The sequence below is a fragment of the Actinoplanes sp. HUAS TT8 genome, assembly GCF_051380535.1.
Classification (GTDB): domain Bacteria; phylum Actinomycetota; class Actinomycetes; order Mycobacteriales; family Micromonosporaceae; genus Actinoplanes.
Genome location: NZ_CP195646.1, coordinates 4,518,340 through 4,541,836, shown reverse-complemented (window position 1 = coordinate 4,541,836; position 23,497 = coordinate 4,518,340). Strand labels below are relative to the sequence as shown.

At 70.8% G+C, this 23,497-nt stretch carries 21 protein-coding genes; 10 read left to right on the top strand and 11 right to left on the bottom strand.

The genetic code is table 11. The annotated features are described in order from the left end of the window. Positions 1 to 64: 64 nt before the first annotated feature. The 4 genes from ACSHV8_RS20475 to ACSHV8_RS20460 all read right to left on the bottom strand — a co-directional run bounded on the left by ACSHV8_RS20475 (position 65) and on the right by ACSHV8_RS20460 (position 5,810). Entirely contained in the window at positions 65 to 1,417 is a 1,353-nt protein-coding gene (locus tag ACSHV8_RS20475; RefSeq protein ID WP_436535335.1) for a sensor histidine kinase, read from the bottom strand. 32 nt (positions 1,418 to 1,449) lie between these two features. Then, entirely contained in the window at positions 1,450 to 1,818 is a 369-nt protein-coding gene (locus tag ACSHV8_RS20470; RefSeq protein WP_436535334.1) for a hypothetical protein, read from the bottom strand. 170 nt (positions 1,819 to 1,988) lie between these two features. Beyond that, positions 1,989 to 3,809 carry a glycoside hydrolase family 5 protein gene (locus tag ACSHV8_RS20465; protein WP_436535333.1) on the bottom strand — a complete coding sequence of 607 codons (1,821 nt, stop codon included), beginning with the start codon at positions 3,807 to 3,809 and terminating at the stop codon, positions 1,989 to 1,991. Between the two features lie 54 nt (positions 3,810 to 3,863). Next, a complete protein-coding gene (locus ACSHV8_RS20460; protein ID WP_436535332.1) occupies positions 3,864 to 5,810 on the bottom strand; it encodes a putative bifunctional diguanylate cyclase/phosphodiesterase in 1,947 nt (648 codons plus the stop codon). 90 nt (positions 5,811 to 5,900) lie between these two features. On the opposite strand from ACSHV8_RS20460, the gene ACSHV8_RS20455 reads away from it, so the two are divergent. Further along, positions 5,901 to 7,052, top strand: a complete 1,152-nt coding sequence (locus ACSHV8_RS20455; protein WP_436535331.1) for a branched-chain amino acid ABC transporter substrate-binding protein — start codon at positions 5,901 to 5,903, stop codon at positions 7,050 to 7,052. 578 nt (positions 7,053 to 7,630) lie between these two features. Here the strand turns inward: ACSHV8_RS20455 and ACSHV8_RS20450 are convergent. Both ACSHV8_RS20450 and ACSHV8_RS20445 read right to left on the bottom strand, forming a co-directional pair. Continuing rightward, positions 7,631 to 9,619, bottom strand: coding sequence for a M6 family metalloprotease domain-containing protein (locus ACSHV8_RS20450; RefSeq protein ID WP_436535330.1), 1,989 nt, complete (start codon positions 9,617 to 9,619; stop codon positions 7,631 to 7,633). 306 nt (positions 9,620 to 9,925) lie between these two features. Continuing rightward, positions 9,926 to 10,522 (bottom strand): DedA family protein, encoded by a 597-nt coding sequence (locus tag ACSHV8_RS20445; protein ID WP_436535329.1) that lies wholly within the window; start codon positions 10,520 to 10,522, stop codon positions 9,926 to 9,928. 134 nt (positions 10,523 to 10,656) lie between these two features. Between ACSHV8_RS20445 and ACSHV8_RS20440 the strand changes: the two genes are divergently transcribed. From ACSHV8_RS20440 to ACSHV8_RS20425, 4 genes are all read left to right on the top strand, one after another. Further along, a complete protein-coding gene (locus ACSHV8_RS20440) occupies positions 10,657 to 11,280 on the top strand; it encodes a DivIVA domain-containing protein (RefSeq protein WP_436535328.1) in 624 nt (207 codons plus the stop codon). 67 nt (positions 11,281 to 11,347) lie between these two features. Continuing rightward, positions 11,348 to 12,844 carry an MFS transporter gene (locus ACSHV8_RS20435; protein ID WP_436535327.1) on the top strand — a complete coding sequence of 499 codons (1,497 nt, stop codon included), beginning with the start codon at positions 11,348 to 11,350 and terminating at the stop codon, positions 12,842 to 12,844. Positions 12,845 to 12,901: 57 nt separating this feature from the next. Then, a complete protein-coding gene (locus ACSHV8_RS20430; RefSeq protein ID WP_436535326.1) occupies positions 12,902 to 13,396 on the top strand; it encodes a winged helix-turn-helix transcriptional regulator in 495 nt (164 codons plus the stop codon). Between the two features lie 42 nt (positions 13,397 to 13,438). Then, positions 13,439 to 14,977: a fatty acyl-CoA synthetase gene (locus ACSHV8_RS20425; RefSeq protein WP_436535325.1), complete on the top strand. Its 1,539-nt coding sequence runs from the start codon at positions 13,439 to 13,441 to the stop codon at positions 14,975 to 14,977. A 41-nt stretch (positions 14,978 to 15,018) separates the two neighbouring features. On the opposite strand, the gene ACSHV8_RS20420 is transcribed toward ACSHV8_RS20425, so the two are convergent. Continuing rightward, positions 15,019 to 15,525 carry a VOC family protein gene (locus ACSHV8_RS20420; RefSeq protein ID WP_436535324.1) on the bottom strand — a complete coding sequence of 169 codons (507 nt, stop codon included), beginning with the start codon at positions 15,523 to 15,525 and terminating at the stop codon, positions 15,019 to 15,021. A 17-nt stretch (positions 15,526 to 15,542) separates the two neighbouring features. Here ACSHV8_RS20420 and ACSHV8_RS20415 point away from each other — a divergent pair, with 17 nt between their 5' ends. Continuing rightward, a complete protein-coding gene (locus ACSHV8_RS20415; RefSeq protein ID WP_436535323.1) occupies positions 15,543 to 16,355 on the top strand; it encodes a helix-turn-helix domain-containing protein in 813 nt (270 codons plus the stop codon). Here ACSHV8_RS20415 and ACSHV8_RS20410 read toward each other — a convergent pair. Continuing rightward, positions 16,345 to 17,091 carry a hypothetical protein gene (locus tag ACSHV8_RS20410; protein ID WP_436535322.1) on the bottom strand — a complete coding sequence of 249 codons (747 nt, stop codon included), beginning with the start codon at positions 17,089 to 17,091 and terminating at the stop codon, positions 16,345 to 16,347. The genes ACSHV8_RS20415 and ACSHV8_RS20410 overlap by 11 nt on opposite strands. A 61-nt stretch (positions 17,092 to 17,152) precedes the next feature. Next, on the bottom strand, positions 17,153 to 17,395 hold the full coding sequence (locus ACSHV8_RS20405; RefSeq protein ID WP_436535321.1) for a hypothetical protein: 243 nt from the start codon (positions 17,393 to 17,395) through the stop codon (positions 17,153 to 17,155). Between the two features lie 107 nt (positions 17,396 to 17,502). Here ACSHV8_RS20405 and ACSHV8_RS20400 point away from each other — a divergent pair, with 107 nt between their 5' ends. From ACSHV8_RS20400 to ACSHV8_RS20385, 4 genes are all read left to right on the top strand, one after another. Then, positions 17,503 to 18,480, top strand: coding sequence for a Gfo/Idh/MocA family protein (locus ACSHV8_RS20400; protein ID WP_436535320.1), 978 nt, complete (start codon positions 17,503 to 17,505; stop codon positions 18,478 to 18,480). A 174-nt stretch (positions 18,481 to 18,654) separates the two neighbouring features. Beyond that, the gene (locus ACSHV8_RS20395) at positions 18,655 to 19,461 is read left to right on the top strand and encodes a GNAT family N-acetyltransferase (protein WP_436535319.1); all 807 of its coding nucleotides are present in this window, start codon (positions 18,655 to 18,657) and stop codon (positions 19,459 to 19,461) included. Further along, positions 19,461 to 19,685 carry a translation initiation factor IF-1 gene (gene infA / locus ACSHV8_RS20390; protein WP_436535318.1) on the top strand — a complete coding sequence of 75 codons (225 nt, stop codon included), beginning with the start codon at positions 19,461 to 19,463 and terminating at the stop codon, positions 19,683 to 19,685. Before ACSHV8_RS20395 ends, infA begins: the two co-directional genes overlap by 1 nt. 169 nt (positions 19,686 to 19,854) lie before the next feature. Then, entirely contained in the window at positions 19,855 to 20,586 is a 732-nt protein-coding gene (locus ACSHV8_RS20385; RefSeq protein ID WP_436535317.1) for a phosphotransferase enzyme family protein, read from the top strand. Between the two features lie 18 nt (positions 20,587 to 20,604). Here the strand turns inward: ACSHV8_RS20385 and ACSHV8_RS20380 are convergent, their stop codons facing one another. Both ACSHV8_RS20380 and ACSHV8_RS20375 read right to left on the bottom strand, forming a co-directional pair. Continuing rightward, a complete protein-coding gene (locus ACSHV8_RS20380) occupies positions 20,605 to 21,762 on the bottom strand; it encodes a cation:proton antiporter (RefSeq protein WP_436535316.1) in 1,158 nt (385 codons plus the stop codon). A 752-nt stretch (positions 21,763 to 22,514) separates the two neighbouring features. Beyond that, positions 22,515 to 23,375 (bottom strand): hypothetical protein, encoded by an 861-nt coding sequence (locus ACSHV8_RS20375; RefSeq protein WP_436535315.1) that lies wholly within the window; start codon positions 23,373 to 23,375, stop codon positions 22,515 to 22,517. Positions 23,376 to 23,497: the final 122 nt, after the last annotated feature.

Sequence of the window (23,497 nt, the reverse complement as noted above, 5' to 3'; positions counted from 1 at the left end):
CGTCGAAGTGTCCGTATGGGGCTCGCTCCCACCGGCGGCGCCGGGAAGAGGGGAGCGGTGGCGCTCAGCCGCCGATCGAGGCGATCGGGACGCACCACTCGACACAGGTTCCGGATTCCGGGCCGGGCCCGAGGGTGAACGTGCCGCCCCGGCGCTCGGCCCGTTGCCGCAGGTTGGCGGTGCCGCTGCTGCGCGGGCTGTCGCCCGGACCGACCCCGTTGTCGAGGACCCGGACCGTGAGGACGCCCCCGCCGACCGCCACATCGACCTCGACACCGCTGGCGTGGGCGTGCCGGGCAGCATTGCTGAGACTCTCGCGCAACACCGCGGTCAGATCCGCACCGAGGCCGTCCGGATCGGCGGAACCGGCCACGAGGGTGTCGACCGGCCCGCTGAAGCGCAACGCCGGCGTGAAGCCGAGAGCCTGGCCGGCTTCGGTGACCAGCTCGAGGACGCGACCACGAAGTCCCTGGGGCGTGGTCGCGGCGGTCTGCTGGATGGCGAAGATGGTCGTGCGGATCTGCGCGATGGTGTCGTCGAGTTCACCGATGACGCCGGAGATCCGGGGCGCCACCGGGTGGTCGCCGAGCCGGATGGTTGCCCCCTGCAAGGTGAGCCCGGCCGCGAACAGCCGCTGGATGATGTGGTCGTGCAGGTCGGCCGCTATCCGATCGCGTTCGTCGATGATCGCGGCGCGCTCACGTTCCAGCCGGGCCTCGGCCAGTTCGAGAGCGACCGAGGCCTGGTTCGCGAACGCGGCGGCCATCTCCAGGTCCTCGGGGTGGAAGGGCGGCCGCCCGGCCAGGCGCGCCACGGTCAGCACACCGCGGGTCCGGTCGGATCCGATCAGCGGCGCGACCAGGACCGGACCGACGTCGACGCTGCCGGCCAGGACGGTCGGCGGGAGTCCGAGCCGGTCGTTCGCGTCGTCGAGCCGCAACGGCACACCCGTGGTGAACACGTGCGCGCACAGGCTCTCGTCGACCTCGGTGTGCGTGCCGGTCAGGCTGTCGGCGGCCGCCGCCGGGCCGCCGACCACCGTCTCGATCGAGAGCTCCGTATCGCTTCCGCCGGTGGGCAGCAGAACCGCGACCAGATCGGCCTTGGCGAGGTGGTAGGCGTGTTCGGCGATCGCCCGCAGCGGCGGGGTCTCGCCACCGGGCCGCAGCATGTTGCGGGTGACCGTGGCGGTGGCGGCCAGCCAGTCGCTGCGGCGCTGGCTGGTCTCGTACTGCCGGGCGTTGTTGATCACGACGGCGGCGGTGGCGGCCAGAGCGACCGCGAGCTCCTCGTCGTCGTCGCTGAACTCGCCGTTGAGGCTGTCGGTGAAGTACAGGTTGCCGAACACCTCGTCGCGGATCCGGATCGGCACTCCCAGGAAGCTGCCCATCGGCGGGTGCCCCGGTGGGAAGCCCACCGACCGCAGGTGCTCGCCGACCTCGGCGAGCCTTATCGGCCGGGCTCATCGATGAGTGCTCCGAGCATCCCCTTGCCGCGAGGCAGCGGCCCGATCGCCGCGACGACCTCGTCGGGCATGCCGGAGTGGATGAACTCGGCGAGACCGCCGTGCCCGTCCAGAACCCCGAGCGCGGCGTAGCGGGCGCCGACCAGTTCGCGGGCCGACACCGTGAGCCGTTGCAGGAGGGCGTTCAGCTCCAGGTCGGCCAGTAGCGCCTGATTGGCCCGGAGCAATCCGCGCAGCCGGCCCTGGGTGGCCATCACCTCCTGGGCGCGTTGGATGAGCTGACCCAGGAGTTGATCGAGTTCCAGGCGTGGAAGGTCGGGGAAGCTGAGCTCACCACCGGAATCTGTGCTCATGCGGCCCTCACAGCGGTGAGCGGTGCAGGGCGCGGCGAGTTCATGGGCGCCGACACTGCCGCCGGGATCCGGTTGGTCGATGGCAGCATTCCACGCTTGTGATCGGGCGACAAGAACTCTCAGCGTCGGCCCGGCCCGCGCAGCTGCGGGTGCCCGGAGCTCCGGCGCACTCACGACCGGCGGCAGAGCAACGCATCCGGGGTGCGGGACGAACCGATCCGGCCGGTCCAGGCGATGCCGGCCACGTACTCGTCGTCGGAGCACTGGCCCTTGTAGTTGCCCGAGGCGAAGTCGCCGCCCGGATTGCCGGCCGGACGGTTGTCGCCCCGGTCGAACCAGACGGTCCGGCCGGGGTCGGCGGAGACCGGCTGGCCGTTCGCGCACAGCCCACTGGACATGGCGGCGCCCCGGACCGCGTACCCGATCATCCGCCCGCCGTCCGGGCACTGGAACTTCGTGTAACCGGACGCCCAGTCGCGGGTCACGAACCGCTCGTCGGTGACCACCTGGTACGCGGTCCACGCGGTCGCGCCGGCCGTGTCCGTACACAATCCTCGGTTGGCCTTGTGACTGAGGCCGATCAAGCGCTGTCCGTCGGGGCAGGCGGCCTTGCGGGCGCCGCGGTCCCAGTCGGGCTCGGCGCGCAGGCGCAGCGACGCGATGAAGTCGCCGTGGTCGGGGCCGAGCATCGATCGGACGGGCACCGGATCGACGTACCCCTGGCGTCCGGTCGTGCCCCGAAGTCGTTGCCAGGCCGCGGAACGCCAGTCCGGGTCGTCCAGCAGGCCCGATCGGTGTCCCGAGGAGTCGAAGAAGAGCAGGCCCCAGCCGTTGCCGGCGCGTGTCTCGGCCCAGCCGACCGCGGGCCAGTAGGCGAAGTCGGCGTCGGCCCGGACCAGCAGGTCGACGAAGTTCTCGAACCAGGCGCGCTGCGGGCTGCCCGGTGCCGCGTGGCCGTCGACCCCGAACTCGCTGATCCACACCGGGGCGGTGAAGTGCTGACCGGCTTCGCCGGCGACGTAGAGGGCGTCCCGGTTGACGACCGTGGCCAGGTCGGCCGGGCTCAGGTCGCGGTAGCGCGGGTCGCTGGTCTCGCCGATGCCGGTCGCGCCGCTGTGGTTCGGGCCGGTGTAGTCGTAGAAGTGCGCCGAGTAGACCAGCTTCCCGGACCTGACCAGGGTGTGCGACAGCGCGCGGACCGGTTTGAGGGTGGGCCGCTCGTGCGCGAACCCGTCCACCGGGATGCCGGTCCAGTTGATGCCCTCGACGATGATCAGCAGGTTCGGGTTGGCCTCGGCCAGGATCCGGTCGCCGGCGTGCTGCGAGGCGGCGAACCAGTCGTGGCCGTCGCCGAGACCCCAGTTCGGGTCGTCCAGCACAGTGCGGCGGACCTCGTTGTACAGGTCGGCGCCGACCACCCGCGGGTTGTCGCGGTAGCGGCGGGCCATGAACAGCCAGTCGTCCTCCCACTGCTGGTCGGACTGGGCGGTGTTCCAGCGCTCGTTGCCGTCGACCCCGCAGCACCACTTCGTCGTGGTGGTGTGGTTGTTCAGGACGACGGCCAGGCCGGCACCGGTGAGTCCGGTGACCACCTGGTCGTACACCTGAAGCGGGGTCAGGCCGTGCAGTTGCGGGTTCGCGGCCGAGTCGGCGACCGGGGTGGTGTCGTGGATCATCTCGTTCGAGAACGGGAGCCGGACACTGTTGAGGCCGAGTTGGCGGAAGCCGTCGACGATCGCGGAGATCGGCGCGCGGTCGAGGCCGAGCGGCATGCGGCCCGAGTCCTCCCCGGCGTGGTGCGTGCCGTCGCCGTTCGAGGTGCCGCTGGCGCCGTGCCAGTTGGCCGAGCGCAGTTTGAAGCGTTGTCCGGTGGCGTCGACGATGTAGCGGCCGCGGGTCGAGAGCGGGCCGGTCCAGCCGGGATCGTCGGCCTGGGCCGGTGCGACCGGGACGGTGGGGGCGATCAACAGCAACGCGAGGAGCATTCGCATACGGACATGCTCTCAGACAATGACGTACTTGAATGGCAGGAAATGTCGTGCGGTTCAGTCGGCGACCGGGATCGCCGCGCCGGCCACCTCCTCGGCCCGGCGGCAGGCGTCCCGCAGTTCCTCGGGCGGAACCGGATGGCTCAGCACGTACCCCTGGGCGTAGTCGCAGCCCATCTCCCGGAGCCGGGTGAGGGTCGCGACGTCCTCCACCCCCTCGGCCACCACCCGCAGTCCCAGGTTGTGGCCGAGATCGGTGGAGCTGCGGACCATGATCGCGTCGGGGGTGCCCTCGGCCAGATTCCGTACAAAAGTGCGGTCGATCTTCAATTCGTCGGCCGGCACGTCACGCAGCTGGAGCAGGGACGAGAACCCGGTCCCGAAGTCGTCGACCGACACCGCCACGCCGCTGCGGCTGACCCGGCGCAGGGTCTGCAGCGCCGAACCGGAGTCGGCCATGATCCCGGTCTCGGTCAGCTCCAGGCACAGCAGCCCGGCCGGGATGCCGGCCACGTCGATGGTGGCCAGTACCGTCTCGGCGAACCGGTCGTCGTCGAGCGCCCCCGGCGACACGTTCACCGACACCCGGCAGGACCAGCCGGCCGCCAGCCACGCCGCGGCCTGCCGCGCGGCCACGGTCAGCAGGTGATAGGTCAGACCGGTCTCCAGGCCGCCGCGCTCGACGACCGGCAGCAGCGTCGCGGGCATGACCAGGCCGTGCGTCGGGTGCCGCCAGCGAACCAGGGCCTCGACGGCGGTGACCTGCCCGTCGCTGAGCCGCACCTGCGGCTGGTACCACAGCTGCAGCTGCCCGTCCGGGTCCCCGGTCTCCAGCAGCACGCGCAGGTCGGCGAAGAGCCGCATCCGGTCGTCCTGGGCCTCGACGTCGGTCCCCGGGTCGTAGACGGCGACCCCGCCACCCCGGCGTTTGGCCCGGTACATCGCGGTGTCGGCGTGCCGGAACAGCTGGTCGGCGCTGTCGGCCGGGCTCAGGGCCACCCCCAGGCTGCCCCCGATCGCGGCCAGCTGCCCCTCGATGCTGAAGTCCCGGTTGAGCTCGGCGACCAGGCGGTCGGCCAGCCCGACCGCCTCGGACAGCCCGGACACGCTGGGGATCAGCACCGCGAACTCGTCGCCGCCGAGCCGTGCGACCACGCCGGGCGAACCGACCTGGGCCGACAGCCGCCGCCCGGCCTCGATGAGCACTTGGTCCCCGGCGTGGTGACCGATCGTGTCGTTGACCGCCTTGAACCCGTCCAGGTCGATGACCATCAGCGCGACCGGGCCGCCGCGGTCCAGCGCCTGCTGCAGCTCCTGCTGGAACAGCGTGCGGTTGGACAGCCCGGTGAGCGGGTCGTGCAGCGCCTGGTACCGGCTGTCGGCGGCCCGTTCGACCAGGCGCCGCTGGTAGCCCAGCATCATCCGCATGATCACCGCGACCAGGGTCAGGCCGGCGCCGAACCCGATCGCGGTGCCCACCAGCAGCCGTCCCTGCGTCCGGCGTAGCCGGGTCACCTGTTGCTGGGCGTACTCGTGGTACGAGTGCGCGATCGCGTCCACGTCGTTCTGCAGCGAGTAGAAGGCCGGCGTCACCTGCAGCCGGTCGAACTGCATGTAGTCCGGGTCGCTGTCGGCCACCTTGGCGATCAGCTCCTCGGCCAGCCGGCGATAGGCGATCTGCCCGGTCAGCAGCCCTTCGGCGTCCTTGCGGATCCGCTCGTCGGACGATTCCCCGAGTTCGGCCAGGTTCGCCTCGGCCTCCCCGGCCACCTGCGTGAACCGGCCGAGCACGGCGACCGACGGCTCGACCTGGTAGTGCCGCAGGTTCACCTCCTGCATCGCCACCGCGATCCGGGCCTCGGTGAACTTCTGGTCCACGACCAGGGCGGCGCTCTGCTGCCGGGTCGCCCGGGTCGTGCTCAGTGCCCCCTGCAGCACGTACGCGGCCAGGGCGAGCAGGACGACGGCCAGCGACACCGTCGTCAGAAAGCTGCGGCCCCGCATGCGCCCCAACACATTCACTGTTTCGGCAGCTTGCGCACCGGTTCAAGGGAAATCGTTCAGCTTCGGGCCGACGGCGTCGATCGGACCGGTGTGCGTGCCCGCCGAGCGTTCGCCGTCGCCGTCGCCATCCTGGCCCTGGTCGCGGCGTCCGCCTGCACAGGAACGGGCCGCCCGCAGGCCGCCGCGTCGTCGTCGGCGGGCGTGATCCGCCTGGCCGCGCTGCTCCCGCTCAGCGGCCGCAGCAGCCACACCGGCGAATCCATGCTCAACGGCGCCAAACTCGCGGTCGCCGAGGTCAACGCGGCCGGGGGAGTGCTCGGCCGCCAGGTCGAACTGGTCGTGCAGGACGACGCCTGTGACCCCGGCACCGCGGTCACCGCCGCCCAGACCGTGATCAAGCAGGACGTGGCGGTGTCGGTCGGCGGTTACTGCAGCAGCGCCGTCGTACCCACCCTGAAGATCTTCCGCGACGCCGGCGTCCCGATGGTCATCGCCCAGGCCAACTCCACCGACCTCGTCGCCGCCCACTACGACAGCGTGTTCCTGATCTGCGGCACGGTCACCGCCGAGGCCGTCTTCGCCGTCGACTGGATGAAACGCCTGGGCACCCGCCGCGTCTCGATCGTCCACGACGGCACCAGCTTCCCGGTCACCCTGGCCGACTCCACCGCCGCCCGGGCCCGCGCCACCCGGGCGGTCACCGTCGCCGGCGAGCTCAAACTCAGCCAGGGCGCCTCCGACTACCAGCGGATCGCCCAGGCGGTCATCGCCAGCAAGGCCGACACGGTCTACTACACCGGCTACTACGGCGAGGCCAACCAGCTGATCAAGGACCTCCGGTCGAGAACCTTCGGCGGCCGCATCATCGTCGGCGACGGCGCCACCGACGGCCCGCTGCTCACCGACCTGAGCCCCACCCAGAGCGCCGACGTCTACGGCACCGCCCTGCTGGTCCCCGAGTTCATGCCCGAACTGGCCGAGTGGTCCCAGCGCTACCAGAAGGCCTACGGCGTCGCTCCCGGCCCGTCGACCGCGGAATCCTACGACGCGGTGATGGTCGCCGTGGGCGCGATCAAACGGGCCGGCGCCACCGACGAGACCTCACTGCGCACCGCCCTGGCCGCCACCGATTACGCCGGTCTCTCCGGCACGGTCACCTTCAACTCGGACGGCACCCGCAAGATCCCCAAGTTCCTGCTGCTGAAAGCCGACGGCAAGGAATTCCGCCTGGCGGCGAATTAACTTCATCATTTCCTAGGTCCGCCGTGGTCCGGATCGTCGCTCCCGCGGGGACCCTTCCGGGCTGAGCAGGGCGCTGGCGCGCCCAGAACGCTCAGCCCTCCAGGGCGACGTCCGCTGTTGGGCACGCTCAGAGCAACACCCCCACCCACAGGCGCAACCCCACGGTTCCCGGAGCCCGCAAGCCGGCCTCCACCCGGAGCGCCAGCCGAGCGCGCGCGGCTGGCTTTCAGGTGTGCCTCAGCCGGTCGGAGGCAACCGTGAGGACCAGCCGCGACCGCGAGGCCCGCGTCGGCCAGGTCCACGGCGCGCGTCGGGCCGACCCGGCCCGCGCGGGCCGAGTGGGCGGGTTTGTTGCTCTGAGCGTGCCCACCCGACCACGTCGCCCTGGAGGGTTTCGCGTTCTGGGCGCGCCGGCGCCCTGCGAAGCCCGGAAGGGTCCCCGCGGGAGCGACGGTCTGTACCCCGGCGGACGTAGGAAATGAGGAAGTTGATTTTGATTGCCGCCGGCTCGACGCGGAAGAGCCGTTTTCCTTCCGCGTCGAGCTGGCGCCGCTCCTGCGTAATGGTCGTCGCTGAAATCAGCGGCGGGTCGTGCAGGTGGTGGTGGTCCGGGCGGCCGGGTTGCTTTCCGAGGTGATGGTGATCGGGGTTTTGCCCGGGTGATTGACGTAGACGTCGACCGATGCCGTGCGGCCGGCGCCCACGCCGACAACGGTGCGGGGGAGGGTCGCGTCCGGGGCCGAGATGCGGAAGACGTCGTCGGCGCGGCTCACATTGCGCAGTTGGATCGTGCAGGCGGAATTCGGGCGGGCGCTCGCCGGGAATGCTTTCACGCCGCGGGGGAGCGGGCCGGCGCCGTCGAGTGAGCGCACCGCGACGTCGTAGGAGAGCACGCCGTTCCGGTCCCGCTGCCGGTCCAGGACGTAGAACTGCAGCCGGTTGGCGGTGTCGGTGTATTCGAAACGGCTGCCCGACCCGGTTCCGGCGTGGAAAAGGGCGTCCGACAACTGGCGGTAGTCGCCGATCGTCATCTTCTGCGGGGTGCCGTCCGGCAGCACGAAGTCGACCTTGTCGATGTCCTGCGGATTGGCGTCGACGGTCCAGATGAACGGCGCGTTGTCGGCGTTCTTGGTCTTGGCCAGCAGCACACCGGAGTCCGGGGTGAACGAGTCGAAGCCCATCCGGTCGACCACTTCGAGCGTGTAGTTGTTGTAGCCGCCGCCGTCGCAGTACGGATCGGCCGCCGTGTCGCAGGCCGTCTCGTGGTCGCCGCCGTCGAGCGTCACATTGATTCCGGCCAATTGGCGGCCGCTGGGGTCGATCTCACGTGCGGTGACCCGGGCCAGCACGACCCCGGAGTCGGCCAGCGCCTGGCGGGACAATTTCAGCACCGCGCTGTCGTCGACGATGCCGAGTTTCATCTTGTTGCGCAGCATGTGGTGGGCGCCCATCGACGACCCGCCGGTGCCCGGGATCAGCCAGCGGCTGTGCGGTCCGCCGGGCCCGTTGAACGTGCCCCGGCTCAGCATTTCCCACGGTCCGCTGTAGTCGCGGCGGGCCGGGACGCTGTACGGATTGTTGTAGTTGTCGCCGATCCCGAGAATGTGGCTGAACTCGTGTGCGTAGGTCGACATTCCCGAACTCTCGGCCTGCAGGGAACTGCCCTGGGTGGCGTTGGGCCAGACGTTCGACGACGCCGCCCACGAGGTCCAGTCGACGTAGCGGGTGGCGTTGGAGTTCGGCAGCGCGTCGTCCGGCGGGCCGAACTCGTCGCTCACCTCGTCCTTGGAATTGAACTTCATCTGGCCGAATTCCTGCCAGGTCGACGATTCGTCCTGTCCCGCGGCCAGGAAGAACACGAAGTCGTACTTGGCCGCCTCGTCCGCGCCGACCGCGGCGATCCAGGCCGCCTGAGCGTCCTTGCGGATGTCGCGCCCGCACGTGTCCCCGGCCGGGCAGCCCAGTCCGCGCTGCATCGAGTTCTCGATGCCGTACTCGTGGCTCTTGGCCGGCATCTGATAGACCCCGAACGAGCTCAGCGAGATGCCGTAGCGCCCGCCGGAGTCCTCCATCCAGTATTCGTGAATGGTGTGGCCGCGGTTCAGCCCGCCCGGCTTGTTGAGGAAGTCCCGATAGAACGCGGGCACCTCGGAACGGTCCAGATTCTGCACGCCCGACGGGTTGCCGTAGATGGTGGAGTTCGCCGGCTGGGTCACCACGAACGGCTGGTTCGGGAAATCGACCAGCACGAGCGCGCCGTTGAAGTTGCGTTCCGAGCCCGCCACGGCCGGGTCGGCCCAGTCGGTGCCGGGCACCTTCCGATAGTCCGACCAGGTCATGGTGTCGGGCAGCTCGTAGTGCTGCGGGTCGATCGCCCGCGGTGCGGCGAGTGCGGCCGGTTCGTCGCGCTGCCACGGCTGGGTCTGTGGCCAGTGCCGCATCCGCCACGGCGTCGCCGGATCGACGTCGCCGGGCGGCGCGGCCGTCGCCGGGGTCACGGTCAGGGCGCCACCCGACGCCAGCACCAGGACGGACAGGACCGAGAGCAGACGCCGCGCCGAAGTCATCCCGTCATCCTGGCAGTTCTATCGACGCATCTCAATAAATGAGTGCGGGCGCTACCGCCAGGTCGGCCGGATGCCCCCGCGCCTCTTCGGCCGGCCACCACGGATCGAGGAGATCGCCGCGGCGGCCAACATCAACGTCGCCAGCCTGCACGGCCAGTTCAAGGCGGCAGCCGGGATGCGCCAGCCCGTCGCAGTTCAACCGCGAGTGCCACCGGGCCTGCGGGCTGCCGTCGGCTCAGGGTGCAGCGCGCCTGCGGCACCGTCTGGCCGTGTTTCGCACCCGGTTGGACGGCGAGACGACGCCGGCTAGACCGTCGTGGCGCCGCGGCGGCGACGACGGCGGCGGTGCAGCAGGTAGGCGACCAGCCCGAGTGCGACGACGGCGAGCGCCACGACCAGATAGCGGCTGAGGGTCGAGGCGATCGCCTCGATGTGGTCGCCGGCCAGGTAGGCGGCGGTCGACCAGACGCCGACCCACAGCGCGGCACCGAGCACGTTCCACACCAGGAACCGGGGGAACCGCATGCCGCTGAAGCCGGCGACGATGCCGTTGAACTGGCGCAGGCCCTCGACGAACCGGGCCACGACGACGACCTTCGGGCCCTGGCGGGTCATGAACCCCTCGACCTTCGCCAGGCGTTCCGGGGTGAGCCGGACGTAGCTCCCGAAGCGCCGCACCAGCGGCCGGCCACCGCGACGGCCGATCCAGTAGCCGATGCTGTCGCCGACGACCGCGGCCAGGAACGCGGTCAGGGCGACGGCCACGATGTTCAGGTGCCCGCGGCCGGCCAGGGCGGCCCCGGCGATGATGACCGTCTCGCCCGGCGCCGGGATGCCGAAGCTCTCGATCAGGACGATGCCACCTATGCCGAGATATCCGAACTGCCCGATGAGATCGGTCATCAGCGTCCCCCTGTCGCCCGCACCCACCGTAGGCCCGGGCCTGTGACGCAGCACGCCTTCGGGACGCTCGTCACGGTCGTGAACCTTGAGCTTGCGCGCGTACAGTGTGAAGCCGATTCGATCGGGGTGCCCCTATGCCGCTGACGCCGGCCGATGTCTACAACACCACCTTCCACCGGGCCGCCCTCGGTAAGCGCGGCTACGACGCCGACGAGGTCGACGCTCTCCGTGAGGAGGCCGGCCAGGAGATGGCCCGGCTCCGGGCGGAGCGTGACGCCCTGCGGGCCCGGCTGCAGAATGCCGGCACCGACACGGCCGAGGTCGAGCTGGCCGCGGTCAGTGAGGCGCTGGACCGTGAGCTGCGCGCCCGCGACCGTTCGGCCCGGGTCGCGGACGGTCTGGAGCGACAGCTGAACGAGGCCCGCAACGCCGCTCCGGTGAACGCCGCTCCGGTGGAGCAGAACGAGCAGGTCCTGCAGATGGCCCGCCGGACCGCGGACGAGCACGTGCGCGACGCCGACCACGAGTCGGACCAGGTGCTGGCCGAGGCGCGGGAGCGTTCCGACCGGCTGGTCCGCGAGGCCCGGCAGGCGGCGTACGACATCGAGCAGGCCGCCCTGCGTCAGGACGAGGAGGACCGTGCGCGCCTGACCGAGCGGCACGCCGCCCTGGTGCACGAGATCGCCGAGCTGGGCGAGTTCGCCGAGAGCTATCGGGCCGCGCTGGAGGGCCACATCCGGCACCAGGGTGAACTGTGACACCTGACTTGAGTTAACCAAAGTTAGCCCTCTAACCTCCCTGACTATGGAAACCCAAAGTCAGGTGATGGCGGCTGCGCCCGAGAAGGCGCGCGGTCGCGGCGTGGCCCTGCTCGCGCTCTGCCTGGGCACGATGCTGGCCCTGGTCAACGTCTCGTCCACGATCGGTGCGCTGGCCCGCATCCAGGCCGACCTGCACGCCTCGCCCACCGAGGTCGTCTGGATCACCAGCATGTACAGCCTGGTCGTGGCCGCCCTGGTGCTCTTCTTCGGCACGCTCGGCGACCTGGCCGGCCGCCGCCGGATCTTCGTCACCGGGGCGCTGGTCTTCGTCGCCGGCAGTCTGCTCGCCTTCGCCGCCGGCAGCGCGCCGGTCCTGATCGCCGGGCAGGCCGTGATGGGCGTCGGCGGCGCCATGGTCCTGCCCACCAGCCTGGCCCTGATCAGCCACATCTTCACCGATCCGCGCGAGCGCGCCGAGGCGATCAGCGCCTGGGCCGGCAGCTCCGGGCTCGGCCTGGCCATCGGCCCGCTCGGCGCCGGCCTGCTGCTCAAGCAGTTCTCCTGGCACCCGATCTTCCTGATCAACGTGGTGCTCGGCGTCGTCGCGGCGACCCTCGCCCTGGTCACGGTCGGGGAGAGCCGGCACCCGACGCGCCGGCTGGACCCGGTCGGGGTGGTGCTGGGCACGCTGGCGGTGACCTCCCTGACGTACGCGGTCATCGAAGGCCGCTCCTGGGGTTATGCCTCGCCGCGGCTGTTCGTCGTCTACGCGGTGTTCGTGCTGGCCCTGGCCGCCTTCGTCGCCTACGAGCTGCGTCACCCGGACCCGATGGTCGACGTGCGGTTGTTCCGCAGCCCGTCGTTCGCCGCCGTGCAGGTGGTCGCGGCCGCGGTCATGTTCGGGTTCACCGGAACGGCCCTGATCACCGTCCTCTACATGCAGCGCGTCCAGGGCGTCACCCCGCTCGGCGCCGGGGTGCGGCTGCTCGCGGTGTTCCTGCCGTTCATGGTGACCAGCGCGATCGCCGCCCGCATCGTGCGCCGGCTCGGCGTGCGGGCCACCCTCGCCACCGGCCTGCTGCTGATGGCCGCCGGCGACCTGTTGCTGCTGTTCACCCCGGCCGGACCGGGGTACGGCAAGCTCTGGCCGGCCCTGGTCGTGGCCGGCATCGGCTCGGGCATGCTGATCGCGCCGTCGACCGCGGCCGCGGTCAGCAGCGTGCCCCCGCACCAGGCCGGCATGGGCAGCTCGCTGGTCAACATGTTCCGCCAGGTCGGCAACGTGCTCGGCGCCAGCATCTTCGGCACGATCCTGACCAGCCAGTTCGCCACCCGCTTGGCCGACGATCTGAGCGGTCAGGGCCTGCCCCCGGCGACCGTCGCCAAGATCGTCGACAGCGCCTCACACGGCGGATCGGCCACGCCCGGCCCGCAGATCATCACGGCCGTCCAGCACGCCTTCACCGGCGCCTACCATGTCGGCGCCGTCGTCGCGGCCATCACCCTGGGCGCGGTTTCGCTGCTCGCCGCCGGCTTCGTCCGGCGTGGGCAACACCATTAGGCGTACGGCCATCCAGCTGGTTACCGTTCACGAAAGTCAGCGCCCCGGGAGGTAGCCATGACCGCACCGGACGACGGTGTCATCACCCTGTTGCCGCCGTTCGCCGAGCGTGACCGCTTCACGGCCGAGGGCTGGTGCCCGATGGAACGGGCCCTCGACCTGATCGGCACCCGGTCGGCGATGACGCTGCTGCGCGAGGTGTACTACGGCGGCACCCGCTTCGACGACCTCGCCCGCCGGGCCGGCGTCACCCCGGCGGTCGCCTCCGACCGGCTGAAACGCCTGGTCGAGGCCGGTCTGCTGGAGCGCCGGCCGTACCGGGAGCCCGGTCAGCGCACCCGCTACGAGTACACGCTGACCGACCGCGGCCGGGACGTGTTCCCGGTCCTGGTCGCCCTGATGCGCCTCGGCGACGAACTGCCCCGGGAGAAGGAGGCCACGATCGGCCTGTCCCACGCCGGCTGCGGCGAACCGATCGTCCCCGAGGTCCGGTGCGCGGCCGGTCACGAGGTCCCGTTGAACGAGACGGTGGCGTCGATCGTCCGGCCCTGAACCCCTTGCCGGTGCCGCGCGCGGCGGCGAAGGATGGGTCCCATGGAGCACTTCCCGAGCACCGTAGGACGCATCCTGGAACGCAGCGCGCGGCGCACACCGCGGCGGGTCGCGCTCACCTTCGCCGGCCGGTCGTGGACCTACGCGGAGCTCGACACCGCGGTCGGCCGGGTCGCCGCCGGGCTGCTCGCGCTCGGGCTTGCGCCGGGTGAGCGCGTCGCCGCGTACGGGAAGAACTCTGATGCTTTTCTGTTTCTCTTCCTCGGCTGTGCGCGGGCCGGGCTGGTCCACGTGCCGGTCAACTTCAACACCGTCGGCGGTGAGCTGGCCTACCTGCTGACCCAGTCCGAGCCGGCCGTGGTCTTCACCGATCCGGCGCTGGCCGACCGGCTCGACGCGATCGAGGCGGACCTGGCCGGGACCCGCCGCGGCACCCTGCACGACGGCCCACCCGGCACCGACGTCCTGGCCTGGGCCACCGACCCGGCCGGCACGGTGCACCACGAACACGGCGTGAGCGACGACGACCTGGTGCAGCTGCTCTACACCAGCGGGACGACGTCCCTGCCCAAGGGCGCCATGCTGACCCACCGCGCCCTGGTCCACGAGTACGCGTCGTGCATCGCCGCCCTCGACCTGAGCCCGGCCGACGTGCCGCTGCACGCGCTGCCGCTCTACCACTCGGCGCAGATGCACGTGTTCCTGATGCCCGGCCTGGCCGTCGGCATGACCAACCACCTGATGGAAGCCCCGGTCGCCGACGAGATCCTGACCCGGGTGCCGCGCGACGGCATCACGTCACTGTTCTTCCCACCCACCGTCTGGGTCGGGCTGGGCAACCATCCCGGCGTCGCCGAGGCCGATCTGAGCGGCCTGCGCAAGGCGTACTACGGCGCGTCCATCATGCCCGTCCCGGTCCTGCAGAAGTGGCAGAAACTGCTGCCCGGGGTCGGTTTCTACAACTGCTTCGGCCAGTCCGAGATCGGCCCCCTGGCCGCCGTGCTGCGCCCGGAGGAACACGAGGCCCGACCGGATTCGATCGGCCGCCCGGTCCTGTTCGTCGAAGCCCGGGTCGTCGACCCGGAGATGAACGACGCCCCGCTGGGCGAGGTCGTCTACCGGTCACCCCAGCTGTGCCGGGGCTACTGGGGCAAACCGGAGGAGACCGCCGAGGCGTTCACCGGCGGCTGGTTCCACTCCGGCGACCTCGTCCGGGTCGACGACGAGGGCTACCTGTACGTCGTCGACCGGATCAAGGACGTGGTCAACACCGGCGGCGTCCTGGTCGCCTCCCGCGAGGTCGAGGACGCCCTCTACACCCACCCGGCCGTCGCCGAGGTCGCCGTCGTCGGCCTCCCCGACCCCCGCTGGATCGAAGCGATCACCGCCGTCGTCGTCACCCGCGGCCCGGTGACGTCGGACGAACTGATCGCCTACGCCCGGGAGCGGCTCTCCGCCCACAAGGTGCCCAAGGCGATCCACCTGGTCGACGCCCTGCCCAAGAACCCGTCCGGCAAGCTGCTCAAACGCGACCTGCGCGAACAGTTCGGCGGTGCCTCCTCGGCCGTCGGCCGCGGATGACGGGTCGACGCCGGCGAACCGCAACGATCGGTGTGACCGGGTCAGCCGGCCTGCGACTGCTGGGCGGCCCACTCGGCGACCCGGCGGGCGCTCTCCTCCTCGGACAGGTCCTCGACGCGGGTCATGATGGACCAGCGGACGCCGAACGGGTCGCGGATGCTGGCGAAGCGGTCGCCGGAGACGAAGGTGGTCGGGGCCTCGCGGATGACGGCGCCGGCGGCCTCGGCGCGGGTGACCACAGCGTCGACGTCCGGGCAGTAGCGGCCGATGGAGTAACAGTCCTGGTCGCCCTCGGGCGGCGCGATCAGGCCGTAGTCCGGCTGCGGCTCGCCGAGCTGCAGCAGCCCGTCACCGAAGTCGAGGACGGCGTGGGCGACGACGTCGCCGAACTCGGTCACGTCGACCACCCGTACGTCGAAAACCTTCACATAGAAATCGATGGCCCCGCGGGCATCGGGGATGACCAGGAAAGGGGTCAGCGCGGTGGCGCCGTGCGGGGTGCCGTTCGTGGTGTGCTTGCCGTCGGCGGCTCGGTTCGTCTCGGTCATAGGTCAGGAGCCTAGGTATGCCCAGCGGTGAGCGGCTTGAAGATTCGCGACAACCGAGGGGTGTGCTCTATCCGGCCCGGCTGCCGACCTTCGACCGGATCGCGCCGCCCGAGGGGGTGGCGTCGCTGGTGCGGTGGTTCTGGATTCCCGAGTGGCAGCTGCAGCCGGGGCGGTCGTCGCGGCAGCACCTGATCGCGTTCCCCGCGTGCAACCTGGTCGTCGAGAAGGACACGGTCGGGCTCGCCGGGCCGACCACGCGCAGCTCGCACCGGGACCTCACCGGCACCGGGTGGGGTGTCGGCGCGCTGCTGCGGCCGGCCGCGGTGCCGCACTTCGCGGGTGACCCGGCGGCGGTGCGGGACACGTACCTGTCGATGGACCTTCCTGAGCTGCATCAGCTCGTGCACCGGGCGATGACCGGGCCGGGCGACCGCGGGTCCCGGCACCGTGAGGCGGTCGAGGTGTTCAGCAAGTGGCTCGCCGGTGAGGTCCCGCCGCCGGACCACGAGGCGCTGCTGGCCAACGAGATGGCCGATGTCATCGACTCGGATCCGAGCATTCGCACCGTCAAGGACGCGACCGCCCGGCTGAACATCTCGGCCCGGTCGTTGCAGCGGCTCGCCGGGCGGTATGTCGGGCTGCCGCCCCTGGCCATGATCCGCCGGCGGCGGCTGCAGGAGGCGGCCGAACGGCTGCGCACCGAACCGGGCACGTCACTGGCCGATGTCGCCGCCGACCTCGGCTACAGCGATCACGCACATCTGGCCAACGAGTTCCGCTCGGTCCTCGGCATCACCCTGAGCGGCTATCGGCGCGACGTCACGCCATGACCGGGCGGAGGCGACGGGCGGCCATCGGGGACGGGCGGGGCTCGCGGCGGGACGGTAGATGACGCCGTACGGCGGCGGCTTTTTCCGCGGCGTCAGCCGCCTCCCGGCGCAGGCTCGCCCGGGCCGAACCGGCCAGCTGCGCGTCGTGCCAGGCGGACCGCTCGGCCGCCGCGGCCTGCTGAAACACCCACTCGCGGTGCCGTGCGATCGCCCGCAGCACGACCAGTTCCTGCTGCGCCGGGTGCAGCCGCGGATCCCAGCCGCCGCGCCCGGTGTACACGTCGGCCAGGGTCGCCGCCGGAAGATCGCCGCGCTCCGCAGCGGCCTTCACCGCACGGTGCAGGAATCGCTCACGGTCGGCATATTCTTGCGGTTTCCGACCATTTTCCGGTACGGACCAAGCAGCACCCGCCCGCACCCGCCGCACCCGTTGCTCGGCCATCTGCCACGACTGCCACGCCTTGCCGGACTCCTCCTCGGCCTGCTGCCAGTGCAACTCCCAGCGCTGCGCCGCGTCCTGCGCCCGGATCGCGGCCACCCGCACCTCGTCGGCGAACCGCGCCTTCTCCAGGGCCTCGCGCCGATTCCGTTCCTGCTCGGCCCGCCACCGGGGGAGCAGCCCGAGCGTGTCGAGCGCGACCCGCGGACTGCGCATCGCCTGCGGACTGCCGAGCAGCAGCAGGGCGGGCACCGACAGCATCATGAGAACCGCCCAGATGACAATCGTGGGCAGCACCTGTGACATGACATTCACAGCAGTGAATTCCTAACTCATTGAAGAGCGTGCGAGGACGTGCTCAGGCGCGACGAGCGGGCGGAGCCCGGGAAACCCCGGCCGACGCGACGAACTGCGTCGTCAGAGCCTGTTCACGATCGGTCACCGGCGCGACGGCGTCAGCCTCGGCGACCACATCGGAGTCATCGGCAACCTGTCCGGAAGGGGAGTGCTCACCCTGCCCGGCGCCGGCGAGGGCCAGCAGCGCAACCAGTAACAATGCGAGGAAGCAGCGCATCACCATGCGACTCGCCTCCTCGATCATGGCCACGACATTACCCAGCGACAGCCCTCGCATCCATTCGACTCGCTACCTCGAAAGTGGATAAAAAGGGCGGGGGCGACGGCGCGGAACGCCAATAGACTGCGTACGTGAGAATCGGTGTGCTCGGCGCCGCCCGGATCGCCCCGGCCGCGCTCGTCCGTCCCGCCCGGATCGTCGACGGCGTCGAGGTCGCCGCGGTGGCCGCCCGCGACCGTGATCGCGCGACCACCTTCGCCGCCAAGCACGGCATCCCGGTCGTCCACGACGGCTACGCGCAGTTGCTGGCCGACCCGTCGCTCGACGCCGTCTACATCCCGCTGCCGAACGGCCGGCACGCCCAGTGGATCCTGGCCGCGCTCGACGCCGGCAAGCATGTGCTGGCCGAGAAGCCGCTGACCGCCAACGCCGCCCAGGCCCGCGCGGTGCAGGAGGCCGCCGACCGCACCGGGCTGGTCGTGATGGAGGCGTTCCACTACCGCTATCACCCGGTGGCCGCGCGGATGGCCGAGATCGCGCACGGCGGCGAGCTGGGCCGGATCCGGCGCGTCGAGACCACGATGTGTTTCCCCCTTCCGCTTTTCTCCAACATCCGATTTCAGTACGACCTGGCCGGCGGATCGTTGATGGACGCCGGCTGCTACGCCCTGCACGCATTGCGGCTGCTGTCGCCGAACGAGCCCCGCGTCGTCACCGCCCGCGCGCTGACCATGAAACGGGACCCGCGCGTCGACCGGGCCATGACCGCCGAGTTCGACCTGGGTGACGCCGCGAAAGGCCGGATCCGGGTGTCGATGTGGTCGTCCACGCTGTTCAGCCTGCGGGCGACGGTGATCGGCGAGCGCGGGTCCATGCGGGTCGACAACTATGTGGCGCCGCAGGGCTTCAACCGGTTCCGGGTCACGGTGGACGGACGGAGCCGACGCGAGAAGATCGGCGGCGAGGCGACGTACACCAGGCAATTAAGGTCTTTTCTGGCCGCCGTCGGCGGCGAGGCGACCAACCTGACGCCGCCGGCCGACTCGGTCGTCACGATGACCCTCATCGACGACATCTATCGCGCGGCGGGACTGCCGATCCGCGAGTGAATAAATCGGTGGACGTGGGCCCGGGCGCTCCGATAGCGTGCGCGGCGACCGTGACACCACCGGAGGAGGTGAGCCCCGATGACCGATGTAACGATGTTGGGCGCTCCCCTCGTCGTCACGGTGGGCGGCTGACCCAGGGGCCGCCGGGAGCGCCACTCCCGAGAGGCAAAACCTGTGAATTCTGTACGCACCGCCGTGCTCACCCGCCCGGCGGAGTGGCAGTGGCACGCCCTGTCCGACGATCTCGTCGTCGGGCGCGGTGAGGCCACGCGCCGCCCCGACGGCCGGCTCTTCCTCAGCGTCGACGCGTGGCACGACACCGTGTTCCACCAGCTCGCCGAGGCCATGCTGGCCGCCCTGCCGCGGCCGCTGTTCACCGTCGTCGACGAGGCCGACGTGGACCTGACCGCGCGATGGCGTGACGCCGGCCTGGCGATCGGGCGGCGCGAGTGGGAGTACGTCATCCCCACCGACCCGATCATCACCGGCCTCGCCGTGGCCGCTCCGCCCGGTGACGTCCCTGTTGCGGCAACCCCGCCGGTTGGCGTCCCGCTCACGGCGGCCCCGCCGGTGGGCGTCACCATCGTGCCGCTCGGGCACGTGCGGGAGGACCTGCTGCTCGACGTCGACCGGGCGATCCGCGCCGAGAACCTCCCGGCGATGCCGGCCGAGGTGCTGAACCGCCCCGCCTTCGACCCGTCCCGCTACGCGGCGGCCGAACAACACGGACGGTACGTGGGCCTGCTGCGCCTGGCCCCGCTGCCCCGCCGCCCCCGGATCGGGCTGATCGCCGTCCGCTCCGACCTGCGCGGCATCGGCATCGGCCGGGCCCTGCTGGCCGACGTCCTCACCGGCCTGCACCGGCGCGGCATCGAAACCGCGGCCGCCGACGTGCACGAGCACAACCCGGCCGCCCGCGCGCTGATCGAGGGCGCCCGCGCCCGCCGCGTCAGCAGCAACCTGGAACTGGAGCTGCGCTGATGCCCGGCTCCGCGAACGGAATCCAGGTCGAGGGCACCGTCCTCGAATGCCTGCGTAACGCCACCTTCAAGGTGGAACTGGGCAACGGGCACACGGTGCTGGCCCACATCAGCGGCCGGATCCGCAAGAACTACATCAAGATCCTGCCGTTCGACCGGGTGCTGGTCGAGCTGACCCCGTACGACCTGGACCGCGGCCGGATCATCTTCCGCTACCGCAACTAGCGACAACACCCGGCGGTCCGGGTGATCACGCCTCACCCGGACCGCCGGCTCCGCGGCCTCAAGAGCGGCTGCATCACCGCCCGGCCGGTGTCGTCGTGCCGCGGCACCCGGCGGCACCGACCAGCAGAGTGCCGCCGAGAACATGTCTTGGGCCCGTAATGTGGGGCCAATGGGGTGGGAGGTGTTCGGGCAGTGGGGTGGCGACGCTGCCCGCGTCGAACGGCTCAGCGGCGGGGTCGCCAACGACGTGTGGAGCGTGCGGGTCGACGGGCGGCTTGGCGTCGGGCGACTCGGGACCCGCAGCGATGCCGATCTCGCGTGGGAGACCGAGCTGATGGTCCACCTCGATCGGGAAGGGCTGACCGTGCCGGTGCCGATCCCGACCGCGGACGGCCGGCTCTTCGCGGACGGGCTGGTGGTGATGACCCACCTGGAGGGTGGGCCGCCCGCGACTGCAAAGGACTGGCGCCGGGTGGCGGAAACGCTTCGTGAGCTGCATCGGCTGACGCGGGACTGGCCGCAGCGCCCGGGGTGGCGGTCGTCGACTGATCTTCTGCACGCCGAGACCGGGACGAGGATCGACCTGGGCGCGATGCCGTCGGAGGGTGTTGCCCGGTGCCGGGCGGCCTGGGCTCGGCTCTCGGGCGGGCGGACCTGTGTCGTTCACGGCGACACCAACCCGGGCAACATCCGCATGACCGCGGATCGGATCGGGCTGATCGACTGGGACGAGTCGCGTGTCGACATGCCCGATCTCGACCTCGTGCTGCCGGGGAACGCCGCCGGCCTCGAGGACGGCGCGTATGACATCGCTGCTCAGGCTTCGGCCGCGTGGGAGGCCGCGGTCTGCTGGGACGACGAGTACTCGGCCAAGCGGCTCGCCGAGGTCCGCGCGATCTGAGAGCCCCCGAGATGCTGATCAGCCCGCCGAAGCGGCGTCCGGGGGAGTCGCATCGGCGGAGACCGTGCGGGGGGAGGCGCCGCGCACGGCCACGGTCACCGCGCCGATCGTCACCAGCGCCCCGAGCACCAAAGCCGCCGGCTCCCCGTCCGCAAGCAGATGCGCCCGCGTCCCCACGGTGGCCGCGGCCACCGGCACCCCGAGCTGCGCGGCAGCCAGGGTGGCCGACCGCAACGGCTGCCCGCCCACCCGCATCGCCCAGTGCACCACCAGCGCGCCCAGCCCAAGAACAACCCCGAGCAGCGCGAACCGCGGATGGTCCCCGAGGCTGCGTACGTCCAGGGAAGCCCCCAGCCACACGAAGAACAGCGGCCCGAAGAACCCTTCGGTCAGCGCGAACAGTTGACGAGCCAGTCGCCGGGGTTCCCCGACGGCGGCCACGGCCAGGCCGAACGCGAACCCGGCCAGCATCACCGAGACGTGGGTGGCCACCGCGAGGGCCGCGAGCGCGAACAGCAGGATCAATCCCAGGCGCATCTCCAGCGCGAACTTCCGCCGCTGCGACACTTTGTGCAGCGTCCGGCGCCACCCCCGCCGCTCGGCTTCTCGCAGTCCGAGGAACAGCAGGGCCGCCGACCCCAGTACGGCGACGGCACCCGACCCGGCCCGGGCCGCGTGGGCCGGATCGATCGCCAGCGGCAGCGCGACGATGCACGCGGTGTCGGCGATCGCCACCTGCGGCAGCAGCGTGAGCACGGCGGGATCGCGCGCATCGACGGCCGGCAGGACGAGCGCGGCCGACGACGAGGCGAGCAGAACCGCGTACAGGGGAAAATGTCCGGTTTTGAAAAGCGTGGCGATGAGCATGGCCAGGGGCACGGCGAGGACGCCGACCACCGCGGCCCGCACGGCGCCGGTCCGCAACGCCGGCCGCAGCCGTGGGTCGCGGATCGGCACGTGCGTGCCGGCGACGAACATGACCAGCGCGAACCCGATGTCGGCCAGGAACGCGAAGGTCGGATCGGTGGCGTCCAGGACACGCAGGCCGGTGTGCCCGAGCGCGAGCCCGGCCAGCAGCTCACCGATGGTGACCGGCAGCCGCCAGCCCCGCGGCAGCGCGAGCAGCGGTCCGAGCACAGCGGCCGCCCCGGCAACCGCAAGTTGAGCGAAGGTCATCTCCCGAGCAGTCTTCCACCGCGGAAGCCCGCGAAGCCGAGTAGTCCGCCGCTGCGGACGTAGACCGGCCTGAAGTCCGGACAATACCGATGAGAGCGCACTGCAGCCCACCCTGGAATGGACATTAGGTTCGCTGCGAACCGCTGGGTCCAGCAGTGAGATCGGATGCGCTCAGATGTTCGAGGAGCTTCGTGTCGATGACGCTACTCTCGCCGCCCGGCTTTTCCGCAATGAGTGTCCATGGTTCGGGTGCACAGTAAGAGACAGCTTGGGCGTTCCGCCGATATTGATGCTTATATGGCGGCGTAAGCGATTCCTTTGTGGATCCATTCCCGCGCTTGAGAAGTTGGCTCATATTAGTTACCGTGCTGTTCCGGCCCGGGTCGTCGGCGGAATTAATGCCCGCGAAAAGCCTGTCGGCACCGGACAACTACTCACAGTTCAACGGGGTGTTCTAATTGGACCCACGCGACCCCTCAGCGGCTTTGTCCCGTGCCCACTTCCAGCGGATGGTGGACGCCCCGCCCAAGCGGTTCTACGCTCGCCTACTGCGTCCTGAGGACGAAGTCCGGTTGCGTGTGGAAGACATCTACCGACCCACCCCACGTCATCGGTCGGGTTACCTGGTGGACGTGGACGTGTAGGTGCCGGCGAAGGGTGGCCGGCTCACGGTAGACGGTCCAATGGGTTTCCAAGCCGGTGAGCAGGAACCGACTTTCCGAACGACGAGGCCTCTCATCCGGCTTCAACCGTCAGAAGGCGTCGCTGCCGTCAAGTAGGGCCAGGAGGTCTCGTGCCGGGTTCAGCGCGGCGGACACATCGGCGACGACGAACACCATCGTGAGCAGCGCAGCCACCACCGCGACGGCGCCGAACCAGCCCAGGACCCTTCGCGTCCGGCGGTCCGCCCTCGCGGCCCGGGTGAAGCGCCTCCACAGGACGACCGCCAGGCCGGCGAAGGCGGCCATCGTGCCGGCGTCGATCACGGCCAGCACGGTGTGATATCGGGCGAACTCGGCCACCATGTCGTTCAGCGCGGGTGGCGTGTAACCACCCGCTGGGTGTGATCCGGCGAGCTGGGCCTTGGCCTGTTCCAGGACACCGGCCAGGGCCGGATCGGGTGCCGCGCCGTCGACCAGGAACGGGAACAACGCGGGGAACGGCACCGCTGTGGTGTTGATGTTGACGTCCAACACGAACAGCGTGAACAACATCGCCATCGCAAGGGCGACACCGGCCGACACCAGGACGGCCGTGCGTCCCGCGCCGCGCCGGTCGGTGCGCAGGAACGCACGCCACAGGATGACGGTCAGCGCGACGAGCACGGTCAGCATCAGCGCGGAGATCCCGATCTTGATCAGGTGCCATCGGAACCAATAGTCGACCAGTCGCTGCACCGCCGGCGGCCGGCTCGGGTCCCGCGATTGCCAGTAGTCGACCAGCGCGGGGCGAAACGCCGCCTCCATCCCACCCGGTTCGCCCAGTGCGCGGTCCCCGGACAGCCGCGGTGGGCCGAGAACGAACGCGATCACGAGCGTCGGCACCATCATGATGAGTGCGGCCAGTGCGGCGGGCCGGGCCGGAGTTCGCGGCGGGGGCGCCACAGCGGTCATGACCTGCTCCTCATTTCGAACGGACGCGGTCACGCTATGCGGGACCGGCCGACGGGAACCAGGTGTCTGGCCCGACTCTTGAGGTATGGCCAGGCATACCCGTTATCGCCGTCCGTCAATGC